This window comes from Mycobacterium sp. SM1, from assembly GCF_018361265.1.
Lineage (GTDB): Bacteria > Actinomycetota > Actinomycetes > Mycobacteriales > Mycobacteriaceae > Mycobacterium.
Window position 1 is genome coordinate 795,924 of sequence record NZ_JAFLNH010000001.1, and the last position, 13,924, is coordinate 809,847.

At 67.1% G+C, this 13,924-nt stretch carries 17 protein-coding genes; 8 read left to right on the forward strand and 9 right to left on the reverse strand.

Annotated elements, in window-relative coordinates; translation table 11 throughout:
* Positions 1–75 precede the first annotated feature (75 nt).
* Positions 76–1,287, reverse strand: a complete 1,212-nt coding sequence (locus tag MSM1_RS03605) for an acetyl-CoA C-acetyltransferase (RefSeq protein WP_213440203.1) — start codon at positions 1,285–1,287, stop codon at positions 76–78.
* Positions 1,288–1,458: 171 nt separating this feature from the next.
* Between MSM1_RS03605 and MSM1_RS03610 the strand changes: the two genes are divergently transcribed.
* Entirely contained in the window at positions 1,459–2,658 is a 1,200-nt protein-coding gene (locus tag MSM1_RS03610; protein WP_213440204.1) for a pyridoxal phosphate-dependent aminotransferase, read from the forward strand.
* Between the two features lie 23 nt (positions 2,659–2,681).
* On the opposite strand, the gene MSM1_RS03615 is transcribed toward MSM1_RS03610, so the two are convergent.
* The 4 genes from MSM1_RS03615 to MSM1_RS03630 all read right to left on the reverse strand — a co-directional run bounded on the left by MSM1_RS03615 (position 2,682) and on the right by MSM1_RS03630 (position 5,083).
* The gene (locus MSM1_RS03615; protein ID WP_213440205.1) at positions 2,682–2,966 is read right to left on the reverse strand and encodes a WXG100 family type VII secretion target; all 285 of its coding nucleotides are present in this window, start codon (positions 2,964–2,966) and stop codon (positions 2,682–2,684) included.
* Between the two features lie 38 nt (positions 2,967–3,004).
* The gene (locus MSM1_RS03620) at positions 3,005–3,301 is read right to left on the reverse strand and encodes a WXG100 family type VII secretion target (RefSeq protein ID WP_213440206.1); all 297 of its coding nucleotides are present in this window, start codon (positions 3,299–3,301) and stop codon (positions 3,005–3,007) included.
* A gap of 115 nt (positions 3,302–3,416) precedes the next feature.
* The gene (locus MSM1_RS03625; protein ID WP_213440207.1) at positions 3,417–4,733 is read right to left on the reverse strand and encodes a PPE family protein; all 1,317 of its coding nucleotides are present in this window, start codon (positions 4,731–4,733) and stop codon (positions 3,417–3,419) included.
* Positions 4,734–4,783: 50 nt separating this feature from the next.
* Positions 4,784–5,083: a PE family protein gene (locus MSM1_RS03630; protein ID WP_213440208.1), complete on the reverse strand. Its 300-nt coding sequence runs from the start codon at positions 5,081–5,083 to the stop codon at positions 4,784–4,786.
* Between the two features lie 197 nt (positions 5,084–5,280).
* Between MSM1_RS03630 and MSM1_RS03635 the strand changes: the two genes are divergently transcribed.
* Positions 5,281–5,997, forward strand: coding sequence for a response regulator transcription factor (locus MSM1_RS03635; RefSeq protein ID WP_307857333.1), 717 nt, complete (start codon positions 5,281–5,283; stop codon positions 5,995–5,997).
* Positions 5,994–7,610 (forward strand): HAMP domain-containing sensor histidine kinase, encoded by a 1,617-nt coding sequence (locus MSM1_RS03640; RefSeq protein WP_213440210.1) that lies wholly within the window; start codon positions 5,994–5,996, stop codon positions 7,608–7,610. The genes MSM1_RS03635 and MSM1_RS03640 overlap by 4 nt, the downstream gene beginning before the upstream one ends.
* Here the strand turns inward: MSM1_RS03640 and MSM1_RS03645 are convergent.
* Positions 7,607–8,050: an SRPBCC family protein gene (locus tag MSM1_RS03645; protein ID WP_213440211.1), complete on the reverse strand. Its 444-nt coding sequence runs from the start codon at positions 8,048–8,050 to the stop codon at positions 7,607–7,609. The two genes, MSM1_RS03640 and MSM1_RS03645, sit on opposite strands and share 4 nt — an antisense overlap.
* A 66-nt stretch (positions 8,051–8,116) precedes the next feature.
* On the opposite strand from MSM1_RS03645, the gene MSM1_RS03650 reads away from it, so the two are divergent.
* Positions 8,117–9,799 (forward strand): alpha-keto acid decarboxylase family protein, encoded by a 1,683-nt coding sequence (locus MSM1_RS03650; protein ID WP_213440212.1) that lies wholly within the window; start codon positions 8,117–8,119, stop codon positions 9,797–9,799.
* Positions 9,800–9,859: 60 nt separating this feature from the next.
* On the opposite strand, the gene MSM1_RS03655 is transcribed toward MSM1_RS03650, so the two are convergent.
* Positions 9,860–10,462, reverse strand: a complete 603-nt coding sequence (locus tag MSM1_RS03655; protein ID WP_236055255.1) for a fatty-acid--CoA ligase — start codon at positions 10,460–10,462, stop codon at positions 9,860–9,862.
* A gap of 132 nt (positions 10,463–10,594) precedes the next feature.
* The gene (locus tag MSM1_RS03660) at positions 10,595–10,759 is read right to left on the reverse strand and encodes a hypothetical protein (protein WP_213440213.1); all 165 of its coding nucleotides are present in this window, start codon (positions 10,757–10,759) and stop codon (positions 10,595–10,597) included.
* A 107-nt stretch (positions 10,760–10,866) separates the two neighbouring features.
* On the opposite strand from MSM1_RS03660, the gene MSM1_RS03665 reads away from it, so the two are divergent.
* Positions 10,867–11,220, forward strand: a complete 354-nt coding sequence (locus MSM1_RS03665) for a hypothetical protein (protein WP_236055258.1) — start codon at positions 10,867–10,869, stop codon at positions 11,218–11,220.
* A gap of 18 nt (positions 11,221–11,238) precedes the next feature.
* Here the strand turns inward: MSM1_RS03665 and MSM1_RS03670 are convergent, their stop codons facing one another.
* Positions 11,239–11,646: a hypothetical protein gene (locus MSM1_RS03670; RefSeq protein WP_307857272.1), complete on the reverse strand. Its 408-nt coding sequence runs from the start codon at positions 11,644–11,646 to the stop codon at positions 11,239–11,241.
* A gap of 227 nt (positions 11,647–11,873) precedes the next feature.
* Here MSM1_RS03670 and MSM1_RS03675 point away from each other — a divergent pair, with 227 nt between their 5' ends.
* The 3 genes from MSM1_RS03675 (at position 11,874) to MSM1_RS03685 (ending at position 13,920) form a co-directional block, all read left to right on the forward strand.
* Complete coding sequence (locus MSM1_RS03675; protein ID WP_236054734.1) at positions 11,874–12,677, forward strand: hypothetical protein; 804 nt, start codon at positions 11,874–11,876, stop codon at positions 12,675–12,677.
* Entirely contained in the window at positions 12,674–13,261 is a 588-nt protein-coding gene (locus MSM1_RS03680; RefSeq protein ID WP_213440214.1) for a hypothetical protein, read from the forward strand. The genes MSM1_RS03675 and MSM1_RS03680 overlap by 4 nt, the downstream gene beginning before the upstream one ends.
* A 143-nt stretch (positions 13,262–13,404) precedes the next feature.
* The gene (locus MSM1_RS03685) at positions 13,405–13,920 is read left to right on the forward strand and encodes a hypothetical protein (RefSeq protein WP_213441365.1); all 516 of its coding nucleotides are present in this window, start codon (positions 13,405–13,407) and stop codon (positions 13,918–13,920) included.
* Positions 13,921–13,924 lie beyond the last annotated feature (4 nt).

Below are 13,924 nucleotides of genomic sequence, written 5' to 3' on the forward strand. Positions count from 1 at the left end.
CAGCTTCCCTTTCGCGAGGCTATCCGATACTGGCGGCGGCAATGCAAAGCAATGCGGGAACTGCGCCGGTGTTTCCTAGACTCGTTCGATGATGGTGGCGACCCCCATGCCGCCGCCGATGCACAGTGTGACCAGGGCACGCCGGGCGTTGCGGCGCTCGAGCTCGTCGACCATGGTGCCCAGGATCATCGCGCCGGTGGCCCCCAGCGGGTGGCCCATCGCGATCGCCCCGCCGTTGACGTTGAGCTTCTCGTCGGGGACGCCCAGGTCTTTCTGGTACTTCAACACCACCGAGGCGAACGCCTCGTTGAGCTCGATCAGGTCGATGTCATCCAGCGTCAGGCCGGCCCGGTCGAGCACCTTGCGGGTGGCCGGTTGCGGACCGGTCAGCATGATCGTCGGCTCGGCTCCGCTGGTCGCGGTGGCGACGATACGCGCGCGCGGTGTCAGGCCCTGTGACGTGCCGGCGGCCTCGGAACCAACCAGCACCAGGGCCGCGCCGTCGACGATCCCGGAGCTGTTGCCGCCGGTGTGCACGTGGTTGATCTTCTCCACCCAGTGGTACTTCTGCAGCGCGACATCATCGAAACCGCCCATGGCGCCGATGGTGTCGAAGGCGGGCTTCAGCTGGGCCAGGCCTTCCATCGTGGTGTCGGGCCGCATGTGCTCGTCGTGGTCGAGGATGACCAGGCCGTTTTGGTCGCGCACCGGGACCACGGATTTGGCGAAATAGCCGCCCGACCAGGCCGCGGCCGCCCGCTGCTGAGAGCGCAGCGCATAGGCGTCGACGTCCTCGCGGGAGAAACCCTCGAGGGTGGCGATCAGGTCGGCGCTGATGCCCTGCGGCACAAACCCGATGTCATAGTTGGTGGCCGGATCCAGCGCCATCGCGCCGCCGTCGGAGCCCATCGGCACCCGGCTCATCGACTCGACGCCGCCGGCCAGCACCAGGTCGTCCCACCCAGAGCGCACCTTCTGCGCAGCGATGTTCACGGCCTCCAAACCCGATGCGCAGAACCGATTGAGCTGCACACCGCCGGTGGTGTCGGGCAGTCCGGCGGCCAGCACGGCCGCGCGGGCGATGTCACCGCCCTGATCACCGACCGGCGACACCACACCGAGGATGACGTCGCTGATCAGGCCCTCATCGAGATCGGGAAAGCGTCTGCGTATCTCGTCGATCAGGCCGACCACCAGGCTCAGCGGCTTGACCTCATGCAGCGACCCGTTTTTCTGCTTGCCGCGCGGGGTGCGGATGGCTTCGTAGATGAAGGCTTCCTCGGACATGACGGGCTCCTCTTCGGAGTGCGGTATTTCGTATCGCCACCCTAACAGCATCCCCGATCAACCTGTTGGTTGGGAGCTTGGTTGCGGCCCGAAACGGGCTGCCCGGGACACCGGGCGCCGGGTGCGCACCGCGGCGCGTTCGAGGGCCCAAACGCTTTACGCTCGATGATCATGACGGTTTCGCGATTGCAGCCGTACGCGACCACGGTGTTCGCCGAGATGTCGGCCCTGGCGGCGCGCCTCGGCGCGGTGAATCTCGGACAGGGCTTTCCCGACGAGGACGGACCGCCGGCGATGCTGAAGGCCGCACAAGACGCCATCGCCGCGGGCGCCAACCAGTACCCGCCCGGCATGGGCATCGCGCCGCTGCGCCAGGCGATCGCCGCCCAGCGCAAACGGCATTTCGGTGTCGAGTACGACCCGGACACCGAGGTGCTGGTGACCGTCGGGGCCACCGAAGCCATCGCGGCCGCGGTGCTCGGCGTGGTCGAGCCGGGCTCGCAGGTGCTGCTGATCGAGCCGTTCTACGACTCGTACTCGCCGGTGGTGGCGATGGCGGGCGCCGACCGGGTGTCGGTGCCGCTGGTGCCCGACGGCCGGGGCTTCGCCCTCGACACCGACGCGCTGCGGCGCGCGCTGACACCCCGAGCCCGTGCGGTGATCGTCAACTCGCCGCACAACCCGACCGGCACGGTGCTCGGCCCGGCGGAGCTGGCGGCGATCGCCGAGATTGCGACGGCCGGCGATCTGGTTGTGATCACCGACGAGGTGTACGAGCAGCTGGTCTACCCGTCCCCCGCGGGGCATCGTCACATTCCGCTGGCCACCTACCCCGGCATGGCCGAACGCACCATCACCATCTCCAGTGCGTCCAAGATGTTCAACTGCACCGGATGGAAGATCGGCTGGGCCTGCGGGCCAGCGCAGCTCATCGCCGCAGTGCGGGCGGCCAAACAGTACCTGAGCTACGTCGGCGGCGCGCCGTTCCAGCCCGCGGTGGCGTTGGCGCTGAACACCGAGGATGCCTGGGTGGCCACGCTACGGACCCTGCTGCAGGGCAGGCGCGATCGGCTGGCGGCCGCGTTGAGCGACATCGGCTTTGGTGTGCACGACAGCTTCGGCACGTATTTTCTGTGCGCCGACCCACGGCCTCTGGGCTACCACGACAGCACGGCATTCTGCTGGATGCTACCGGAAAAGATTGGTGTAGCGGCAATCCCGATGTCAGCGTTTTGCGATCCAGCGTCCCAGCATGCCGATGTGTGGAATCACCTGGTGCGCTTCACGTTTTGCAAGCGTGACGATACCCTCGAGGAGGGTATCAGGCGCCTTGCCCTGCTGCGTAACGGATTAGCCATCTCCTCCGGCTGACGGGAGCTGCCGGGGGATCGCGGTCAGGCCCAGCTGGAGCCGACGGCGGCGTCGGTGTCGGCCATGTTGGCGCCGGCGGTTTGCACCTTGGCGCCATGGGCGTTGGCCTGCTCGTAGATCACCTGAAAGTTGCGGCCCAACTCGGTGATGAACTGCTGGCAGGCCGTCGAGCCCGCCCCACCCCAAAAGTCCCCGGCGGCCAGCACATCACGAACAATGGCCTGATGCTCGGCCGCCAGCGCCATCGCCTGGGCGCGAATCGTGGCCCCGTGGGCGTCCACATCCCCGAACTGGTAGTTAATCGTCATGGTGTTCTCCTGAAAGTCGTGTAGAGGTCTTGGCTCCGCTAGCTGCTCAGCAGGTGCTGGGAGGCCTGCTCTTGGGCCTCATAGTTGTTGGCGTCACGGATCAGCCCGTCACGCACCCCGTGCAACATGTTCACGATGTTGCGAAACGCCTGATGCATCTGGGCCATGGTGTCATAGGAGGTGGCCTGCGCGGCCCCGCTCCAGCCCGCCCCGGCGATGTTTTGGCTAGACGCCCACATCCTGCGGGCCTCGTCCTCCACCGTTTGGGCGTGCACATCAAAACGCCCCGCCATCGCCCGCATCTGATGCGGATCGGTCATAAAACGCGTCGGCATTTGACTCTCTCCTTCCTGGGTAAGCCTTATGTGCTCACCGTCGTCAGCACCGGCATCCCGGCGGGCGTGGCGCGCCCCAACCGGTCAATGCGAAGTCTGAATGGGCCCCCTTCGACTACCCGGCGGCCGGCGGGCGGGCGATCACTTCGGGGCGGAACCCGTATCGCGGAGCAATACCGCCCACACCGGGTCCGGCCAAACTCGCCAGCACGCGATGGAGCTGTTCGGGCAGCTGATTCAGGCTGCCCAGCATGCCCTGCCCGCCCAGCGTCCTGACCGGGGCCATGGGCGATGCGGCAGCCTCCACCCAGGGGGCAATACCGAGACCGGTGGGCGATAATTCGGCGGCCACCGGGTTGATCGCACGACCCGCCGCCCCCCAGGCCTGCGGCACCGAGAGGGCGCCGACCGAGGTCGCCCGGCCTAAACCCGCAGACACCGCTCCACCACTGCCGCCGATTCCCAGGCTTGCCGGGCTAACGGACCCCAACGCGTCTGCCCCTGAACCCATCCCGCCCGTCAGGGCCGATCCCACCGGCGCAATCCCCTTGGCGGCGCCAGTCGTCGACAGCAGAGACTTGAACATGTTAGCCATCGACATCCCCCGCATCGGCATCATCGATAGCTCCGACATGGGGAACATGGCGGACTTCAGGCTGCTCATTGGTGACGTAAGCGATGAAAGCGATGAATCGGACGACATCGAGGACGTAGACGACGTGGACGACGTCGTTGACAGGGGCGAGGAGAGTCCCTGCAGCGTCTGTGGCACCGCCGACATCGCCTGGGAAGCCGACATCGCCTGGGTCGCCGTCATCGCCTGAGACACCGTCATCTGCGTGCCCACAGTGGCCGATGTTCCGGTGGCCTGGGCGACCGCCGCATCCTGGGCGCTCAGTGCGGCCGGGTTGGTGGCCTGGTGGGGTGGCGTAAAAGGCGTCACCGCCGAGGCGGCCGCCGACGCCGCAGCGTAGCCGTACATGGCCGCGGCATCCTGCGCCCACATCTCGCCGTACTGGGCTTCGGTGGCCGCGATCGCCGCGGTGTTTTGCCCGAGGAAATTCGTCGCAATCAGCGACATCAACAAACTGCGGTTGGCCGCAATCACCGGCGGCGGCACCGTCATCGCAAACGCCGCCTCATAGGCGGCCGCCGCCGCGCGCGCCTGCACGGCGGTCTGCTCGGCCTGGGCGGCGGTGGTGCTCATCCATCCCGCGTAGGGCGCGGCCGCGGCGGCCATCGACACCGACGCCGGACCCAGCCACGAGTCCGCGGTCAGCCCCGCGATCACCGCGCTATACGACGCCGCCGCGGAGTGCAGCTCGGCGGCCAGCCCCTCCCAGGCGGCCGCGGCGGCCAAAAGCGGACCCGCACCCGCGCCGGCATACATGCGGGCAGAATTGATCTCGGGCGGCAGCATACCGAAATCCATCGCCACACTCCTCTCGGTCTTTAGGCTCCCGGTCTTTAGGCGGCCGGTCTTTAGGCGGCCGCGATCGCGTTGGCGGCCTCCGTGGCGGCATACGACCGGGAACTGGCCGCCAAGACCGCCACGAGCTGCTGATGAATCGCCGCTGCCTGGGCGCTGACCGCCTGGTAGACGCCGGCGTGCGTGGCGAACTGCGCCGCGGTCAGCGCCGAGACCTCGTCGGCGGCGGCGGGCGCCAGGTCGATGGTGGGTGGTGCCGCAGCCGCGTTGGCGGTGGCGATCACCGAGCCGATGTCCTCCAAATTGCCGGCCGCGGCGGCCAGCATTTCCGGCTGTATGGTCAGGAATGTCACGTGCGTTCCTCCTTGTCTCCGGGTCAGACTCGCGGTGTCGGACGTGGTGGCGGCCCCGACGCTGGGGTGTTGTCGCGAGCTCGACGCCAACGCTGCGAGGTGAGGCTGAAGCGGAGCTGAAAGAGCTGCGATACGAGGCGTTTTGCTCAGACTCCCTTCAGGAAAGTGGCGGCTCCCGTCAGGAAGGTGGCGGCACAATAGGCGGTGTGCATGGCGCCCGGCATCGGCCGAACCCGGACATACGCCCGCCCCGAGTGCTGGTGGTGGAGGACTACGGCGCCATCCGCGAGATGGTGGTGGAGGCGCTTGCCGATGCCGGCTACATCAGCGGCGGACGGGCGGACGGGCGGGGGCTGGAGGACGTGCTGGCCGCGTTTCGCCCCGACCTGGTGGTACTTGACGTGATGCTGCCCGGCCGCGACGGTTTCGCCCTCATCGACGTGGTGCGCGGCTACGGTGACGTCGGCATCGTCTTGCTGACCGCCAAAGACGCGCTCCCGGATCGCGTGCGTGGGCTAGACTCCGGCGCGGATGACTATGTGATCAAACCGTTCGACGTGGCCGAGTTGATCTCCCGGGTGGGCGCTGTGTTGCGCCGACGAGGACGAGTGCCGTCCGCCATGCAGGTCGGTGACCTGGTCTTAGACGTGGAGGCTGGTGTGGTGAGCCGTGCCGGTGTGGTACTGGATCTCACCGCCACCGAGTTTAAGCTGCTCAGTTACCTCGTTGAACAGCGCGGCCGGACGGTGAGCAAGGACCAGATCCTAACGGCGGTGTGGGGATACGACGCCTATGACACCAACCTCGTCGAGGTCTACATCAGCGCGCTGCGGCGCAAGCTGGAGGCCCGCGGGTCACGGATACTGCACACGGTGCGGGGACTTGGCTATCAGCTATCGGCAGGTCAGCGATGACCGCGGCGACGACACCCACTCCGTCGCTGCGGCGACGGGTGACGGTCGCCACGGTCGGTGTGATCGCGACCTTGCTGATCGTGCTTGGTGCGGCGATCGACCACGTGGTTGGCGTGCAGCTCAACCGCGACCTGGAGGCCCGGCTGAGCGACAACATCGTTCGCGCCGCCAACCTGGTGAAGGCCGGAGTCGGGCCGGCCGAACTGGTCACCCAATTGCAAGGCCACCAGATTCGCGTCCAGGTGATCGGTCGCGACGGCACCCGCTACGGTGACCGCACGCTGGTGCCCGTCTCGTCACCGCCCTTGCCGCGGGTGGGGCCGCCGCCCCCACCGTCGCGGGGTGAGCGCACCAGCAAGACGGTGACCCGCGTTCTGCGGGACGGCTCGAAACTCACCATGGTGGCAAACACAACCGGAATCCATGCCCGCCAGGCCGAGTTGCGCCGCGACTTGCTCGTCGGCGGCACCGCCGCGCTGGTGGTGGTCACGCTGCTGGTCAGGCTCGCTGTTGGGCGCGCGCTGGCGCCGTTGCGGCGGATCACCGCGACAGCGGAAAGGATCACCAACGGTGACCGGGGGCGCCGTCTTCACCCGGACCGGCCCACAACAGAACTCGGTCACGCGGCCGCCGCCTTCGACAACATGCTCGACGCCCTGGAGGACGCCGAGATCAACGCCCGCCGGGCCGCCGAGAACGCTCAACAAGCCGAGGCAAAGACCCGCCAGTTCCTCTCCGACGCGGCGCATGAGCTGCGCAGCCCGGTGGCCGGCATCCAGGCGGTGGTGCAGCAACTGACCGCCACCACCGAGGCAACCGGTGACGCCGACGACGCGACGACCGCCCGACGACGCCGCTACACCGCGCTGCTGGACCGCGAGGCCCGCCGAGCCGCCAGGCTGGTGTCTGACATGCTCGACATCGCCAGCATCGATGCGGGCATTGTGCAGCCCGACGAAGAGGTTGACCTGTTGGACATCGTGGCGGCCGAAGTGGACCGAGCCGCCATGCTCGCCCCGGCCTTGACCGTGCGGCTCGTCGGGGACGGTAACCGGTTGCCCATCTACGCCGACCCCAGCCGGGTCTCGCAGATCCTGTCCAACGTGCTGGACAACGCCCGCCGATACACCCCGTCCGGCGGCGCAATCACGGTGTGCACCGCCGTTCGCAACCACAACGCCGAGGTGCTGATCACCGACTCCGGTCCCGGTATTCCGCCCGCCGACCGCGAGCGGGTGTTCGACCGGCTGGTCCGGCTCGACGGCTCCCGGGGCCGCGATTCCGGTGGTGCCGGCCTCGGCCTGCCGATCGCGCGGGCGCTGGCTCGAGCGCACCACGGTGCACTGGAGTGCCTTCCGCGGGCCACCGGAGCACAATTCCGACTGACCCTGCCGTTGGCGCCGGCCGCGGTGCCGCCTCGAGGCGGCGGGTCCATGGCAATTCCTCGGACAGTTTCTCGGACACTGTCTCGCGGAGCCCGTACACCCGCTGCCGCCACGGCCGGCGACCGCGAGCCGGAGGGCCCGTCAAATGCGCTTTCGCCCAAATGGCGTCGCGGCCGGGGCGGCTTCACGCCGCCACCGCCCCCCACCAGCCGCCCCAGGGGATCCTAGGGATTGCTTTTCCTGCCCAGGACCCGCGTACGCAGGCCCGCGGTCGCGGTGTCCATCACGGCGTTGACGGCGCGTTTGAGCAGGAAGCCGGGCAGCGGCACCAAGGGCTCCACGGTGATATCGAACCTCACCCGGGTGCCCTGGCCCTCGGGCGTCACGGTGTAGGCGGCGTCCTGAGAACGCTGTCGGGTGGCGCTGACCAGCGTCCAGCTCACGGTGTTGTCGCCCCAGGTGTAGGCCACCACCTGCTCGTCGGTGATACCGGCGACCTTGACTTTCATCCTTGCCACGGTCGGCCTCCCGTCTTCTCCCGTCGCTATCACCTCTGCGCTCTGGTGCGCCGAGGACCACTCGGGCAGCGACTCGAGATCGGCGATGACGTCCAGGACCTCCTCCGGGCTGGCTTCGATGACGACTTCGCGCGATTCGCTGATTGCCATGGCCCGCACCATAGCGAGGCCGCGTCTTGCCCGGAGCGGTTTCGGCCCGACGGTACCGTCGTCGTTGTGACTGATGCCAACGAACGCGTCTACACCGTCGGTGACTACCTGCTCGACCGCCTCGCGGAACTCGGCGTTTCGGAGGTCTTCGGCGTTCCCGGCGACTACAACCTGGAATTTCTTGATCACATCGTGGCCCACCCGCGCATCCGGTGGGTGGGCAACGTCAACGAGCTGAACGCCGGCTACGCCGCCGACGGCTACGGGCGGCTGCGCGGAATCTCTGCCGTGGTCACGACATTCGGGGTGGGTGAACTATCAGTGGCCAATGCGATCGCGGGCAGCTACGCCGAGCACGTGCCGGTGGTGCATATCGTCGGCGGCCCGTCCAAGGACGCTCAGGCCACGCGCCGTGCCCTGCACCATTCACTCGGCGACGGAGATTTCGATCATTTCCTGCGGATAAGCCGTGAAATAACCTGTGCCCAAGCTAATCTCATGCCTGCTACCGCTACCAGAGAGATCGACCGGGTACTCAGTGAGGTGCGTGAGCAAAAGCGGCCGGGATACCTGCTGATCGCCACCGATGTGGCGCGTTTTCCGGTCGAGCCGCCAAGTGCCCCGCTTCCCCGCTACCCCGGCGGCACCAGCCCCCGGGCGCTGTCGTTGTTCATCGACGCCGCAACCGAACTCATCGCCGACCACCAGGTGACCGTGCTGGCCGACTTCCTGGTCCATCGGCTGCATGCGGTCAAGGAGCTCGAGGCGTTACTGGCGGCCGACGTGGTTCCCTATGCCACCCTGATGTGGGGCAAAAGCCTGGTCGATGAGAGCGCGCCCAACTTTTTGGGCATCTACGCGGGAGCGTCCAGCGCCGAACCGGTGCGCCGAGCGATCGAGCAGGCCCCGGTGCTGGTGACGGCGGGGGTGGTGTTCACCGATATGGTCAGCGGGTTCTTCACCCAGCGCATCGACCCGGCACGGACCATCGACATCGGCCAGTACCAGAGCACCGTCGCCGGCCGGGTGTTTGCCCCGCTGGAGATGCCCGCCGCGCTGAATGCCTTGGCCACCATCCTCAAGCAGCGCCGGCTGACATCGCCACCGGTCGCGGCGACATCAGACGACCCGTGTCCGTCGCGGCCCGCGCGCGAGCAGCCGCTCACCCAGCAGATCCTCTGGGACCGGCTCGCCGAAGCGTTGACGCCCGGCAACGTGGTACTCGCCGATCAAGGAACCTCGTTCTACGGCATGGCGGCCCATCGGCTTCCGCGCGGTGTGACCTTTATTGGACAACCTCTTTGGGGATCAATCGGTTACACGCTTCCGGCAGCGCTCGGGGCGGCTTTAGCCCACCCGGACCGCAGAATAGTGCTGCTGATCGGGGACGGGGCCGCGCAACTGACCGTGCAGGAGCTCGGCACGTTCGCTCGCGAAGGGCTGGCACCGGTTATCGTGGTGGTCAACAACGAGGGCTACACCATTGAGCGGATGATCCACGGAGAAACGGCCTCATACAACGACATCGCCAGCTGGAAGTGGGTCGAGATCCCCGACGTGCTCGGAGTTGCCAAGCACATGGCTTTTCGGGCACAGACCTACGGGCAACTCGACGACGCGCTCACCGCCGCCGGCCGGCATCAGGACCGGCTGATTTTGGTCGAGGCAGTTGTGCCGCGGCTCGATATTCCCGGCCTGTTAACCGAGCTGACACAACCAACGTCGCCGGACGGCACCGCGCGCCGATGAAAAGCTGCTGCGCCCGCCTGGCGCACATGTGAGCTACCGTGATGCGGACAGCCGACCCGGTCACTGCCCGACGGACATCATGTCCATGAATCTCCCGGCGAACAGTGGCGGATACGCGCCCCCGCCGCCGGCCCGGATCATCCACCGTGCCACCGTGTCCGGGTGTTCGATCCAGCGTCGCGCCTCGTCCTCGCCGCCGATGTCCTGCAGGATCAAGACCTCATGGCGGTCATCGAAAGCCCGGAATACCCACGTCCTTCGGACACCGGCAGCCTGGAATCTGCCCAGCGCGCCGCGGATCTCGGCGATCAAAGCGGCCACGTCGTCAACCGATGCGATCGCGGCCACTGCGAACCCGTGCGCTGTCGGCGCAAGAGAGGGCGCCGAATCGAAGCTTTCGGCGATCTCGCCGGCGAAGACCGCGGGGATATCGTCGACGCCGAGTGCGTCGAACCAGTCGAAGAAAACGCGCGATCGCAGCAATTGCACGACCGGTTCCCGGCTGCGCACGCCGATCAGCATCAGGACCCGCCGGTAGTCGTGTGTCGACCGATAGACCAGTACGTGGTGGGCGCCGATGCGGGCGAGACCGGGCTCGCGCTGTCGAAGCAGCGGGCAGACCCGCTCCGGATCGGGGACGCGGCAGTCCGAGGCAATCACCATCGAACGCAAGCCGGTGGTGATCACCGCAGTCGGCCCGTCACCACCGTGGCGGCTGTGCCTGCGCCCGGCAACGGCACCCCATCGAGAAATCCCCCGTATCGGGCTGCCTCAGCAAGGCGCGCGTTGGCGCTGTTAGCCTTCATAATCGAGATAATCAAGAATATCCGAGAATGCCGACGCCGTCTGGCGGAAATGCCACCATGCGTGTGCCTGCGTCACCGCGGCGCCTCCCGCAGCGGCGGTGCCGGTGGCGCGGTTGTGACCGGCGTCGGGGCGCCGACGCGCGGCCGACGGCATGATGAATCACAATCTCAGTCCCCGATAGCGAGCGGAGGAGCGCGGTGATGAGCACCCGGCGGCTCGTAGTGGGTGCGGCGCTAGCGCTGGCGGCGACGTCTAGTGTCATGGCAAGCGCGCACGCCGATGACCCGCTCACTCATCGCGTCAAGTACAGCGTTAGCGCACAGAACCCGGTCTACGCGGACATCTACTACCTGGCTCAAGAGCCGGCGATGTTCTCCGATTACAGCCACAACCCGTACCAGTTCGTCCCCAACGTGAAAGCCGACATCGCCCCGGGCAAACCGTGGACCTACGAGTTGGACCTGGTGAACCCCGATCAGTGGGCACTGGTCACGGCCAGCACCGGGACCGAGCCGGGCGCGCCGATGCTGCACTGCGATCTCACGGTGGACGGCAAAGTCGTCGTGGCCAAGGACGGCCCCAAAGGTGTGCTCTGCTCGATACGCCACTGGTGAGCGGCCCCAAATCCCAAATTAAGTGTCCGCACGCGTCCAGAAGGTGCGGCCATTCTGCGCTATGCAGGTGAGGAACAGCCCATCCGGCGCCTGCGCGACGTAATTCGACCACCCGGTGCAGTCAGCGTTTTCCTCCTTGATGCCCGCCATTGGCGGTGACCGGAACCATCTGGGCTGATACCTGCGCGGCGAGCCGCAAAACACCAGCCGCCCCCAGTCCGTGACCCCGAAGACGTAATAGGTGGTGTTCTCGCACGGCGCGCCGAGCACGACACCCGGGGCGATACCCGGCGTGCAGTCCGGGTAGTCGCAGACGGTCGGCCCGGCCCCGGCGACTGGTGCCGATGAGATACCGGCGCCGATCAGCGCGGCCAGAAGTAGCGCAGCGCGGCCCGCTTGACGCCGGTGCCGGCGCCTCAACCGCACTGCACTGCCTTGCCCGCACCCAACTGCGCACACCACCCGAGCGACCCTATCGCCCACTCACAGACACTCGACACACAACGGATCACGATCCCCACGGTGTCGCCACCGACAAAGTGCGCACCCAGTGTAGGGCCTACCGGGGCAGCACCGGGAGGAGAGCCCGGTCTCCCAGGCCCGAGTGATAATGTGGTGCTTCGCGCACCACCCGCAGCGACCAGGAGGCCACCATGCCGCCGCGGCAGCGTCCACTGCAGGCGCGTGGCGCCGAGAGTGGTGATACCCCGGAAGCGGCGGCCGATGCCCACCCCGGGCACCCCCACGGCGATGAGGTCAGTGCGATAGCGCAAGCAGAGCAAGAGGCGGCCCGCGCCGAAGCGCGTGCCGCGCAAGCCCGGGCACGTGCAATCCGGCTGCGCGAGCAAGCCGAGGCGGCCGTGCGGGACCGGCGGGGGGTAGGGGTCACGGGTGCGGCCACGGAAACCCCCGAGGCCACCGTCGACGAGTCGCGACCGCCACAGTTGCGGGCGGGGCGATCGAGGCTTCGGTTGCCGGGGCGCAAAGCGGCGGCCGCCGGCGTCGCCCTGACGCTGATCTGCGCCTCACTCGGGGCAAGCGCCGCCATGGTGTGGCAGCATCGCAGCCTGGTGCACAACCGGCAGCTTGCCGCGCAATTCGCCGCCGCGGCCCGCGCCGGCGCGCTGACACTGATGTCAATTGACGCCGCACATGCCAAAGAGGACTTCCAGCGGATCATTGACAGCTCCACGGGCCAGCTGAAAAACCAGCTGGAAGTCACCGCGGCCTACTTGGCCAAAGGTGTTGCGGATTCTAGGGTCAGCACCAAGGCCACCGTCGAGGCGGTGGCGGTCGAGTCGATGACCGATGACTCGGCGGTAGTGCTGGTCGCCGCCAGATCCGACACCACCGATCCCGATAACACCAAACGGCCGCCGGCCTTGTGGCGGCTCAGTATCAATGTCACGCGCGACGGCGGTCAGCTCAAAATGTCGAAAGTCGAGTTCGTGCCGTGACACTCGGACAGCAGTCGCCAAGCAACCGCGCGGACACACCGTCCGCTGGCGCGAGATCCGGGCATTTCACCGCCCTGGAAGGCCGCATTCGTCGATGCCTGGCGAGGTGGCGTGCAATCTCGATGGTGGCGCTGACCGTTGGCGCCATCGCAGTTGCCGTCGGGCTGTTTCTCTTTCAGTTCCGTGCGGATCAGCAGCTTGGGGAGGCGGCGGCCCGCCAGGCGATCCGGGCGGCGTCAGATGGTGCCGTGGCGCTGCTGTCGTACTCCCCCGAGAATCTGGACCGTGACTTCGCCACCGCCAAATCACACCTCACCGGCGATTTTTTGGCCTACTACAACAAGTTCAGCGAACAAGTCGTTGCGCCGGCGGCGCGGGAAAAGCATATCGCTACCACCGCCAGGGTGGTGCGGGCCGCCGTGTCGGAGTTGCACCCGGACTCAGCCGTCGTGCTGGTGTTTCTCGATCAGACCACCACCAGCAAGGAAAATCCCGCGCCGGTTGTCACGGCCAGCGGTGTCCGGGTAGCGCTGACCAAGGTCAGGGGGTTTTGGTTGATCGCGCAGTTCGACCCTGTCGGGTGAGCACAGTTGTCACACCGAATCTTGGGCCCGAATCGGTGCCCGGCCGCCCGCGGCCGGCGTGGTTTTCCGCGCCGGCCAATACCTCGCCGATACCCGATGACGCTATCGGTATCCTGAGGCCGATGCACCCCAAGGACAATCCGATGCATTCGCTTCGACCGACGGGCACCGCAATACTGGTGGCCCTCACCGTGTTCGGCGCATCGGGCGGAACGCCGGCCCGCGCATCCAAGGACGATATCGCCATCAGCGGGACATACCGTGCCACGTCGATCGGCGACTGGGCCAAGACAAATGAGCAGTATCACGACGAGGTGACGACCACCAGCATATGGACGATCAGCTCTAGCTGTACGACATCTCAAGATTGCACTGGCACGGTAATCAGCGACCAGGGCTGGAGTGCGCCACTGACCATGCACGACGGGGCGATGTGGTACGTCAAACGCGATGTGCCCAATTGGGAAACATGCCCCGACGGCACCAGTTACCCAGGCCGGCAGACATTTTATTTCTATCCGGTCAACGCCGACGGTCTTGAGCAGGCCGGCTCGCCGACACTGGCCGGCAAGGACCGCACGGTCGGCCCGAGCGGTGCCTGCGGGCAAAACACCGCACTTGCCGTCGAGATGCCGTTCCGGCTGGACAAGATATCCTGACGAG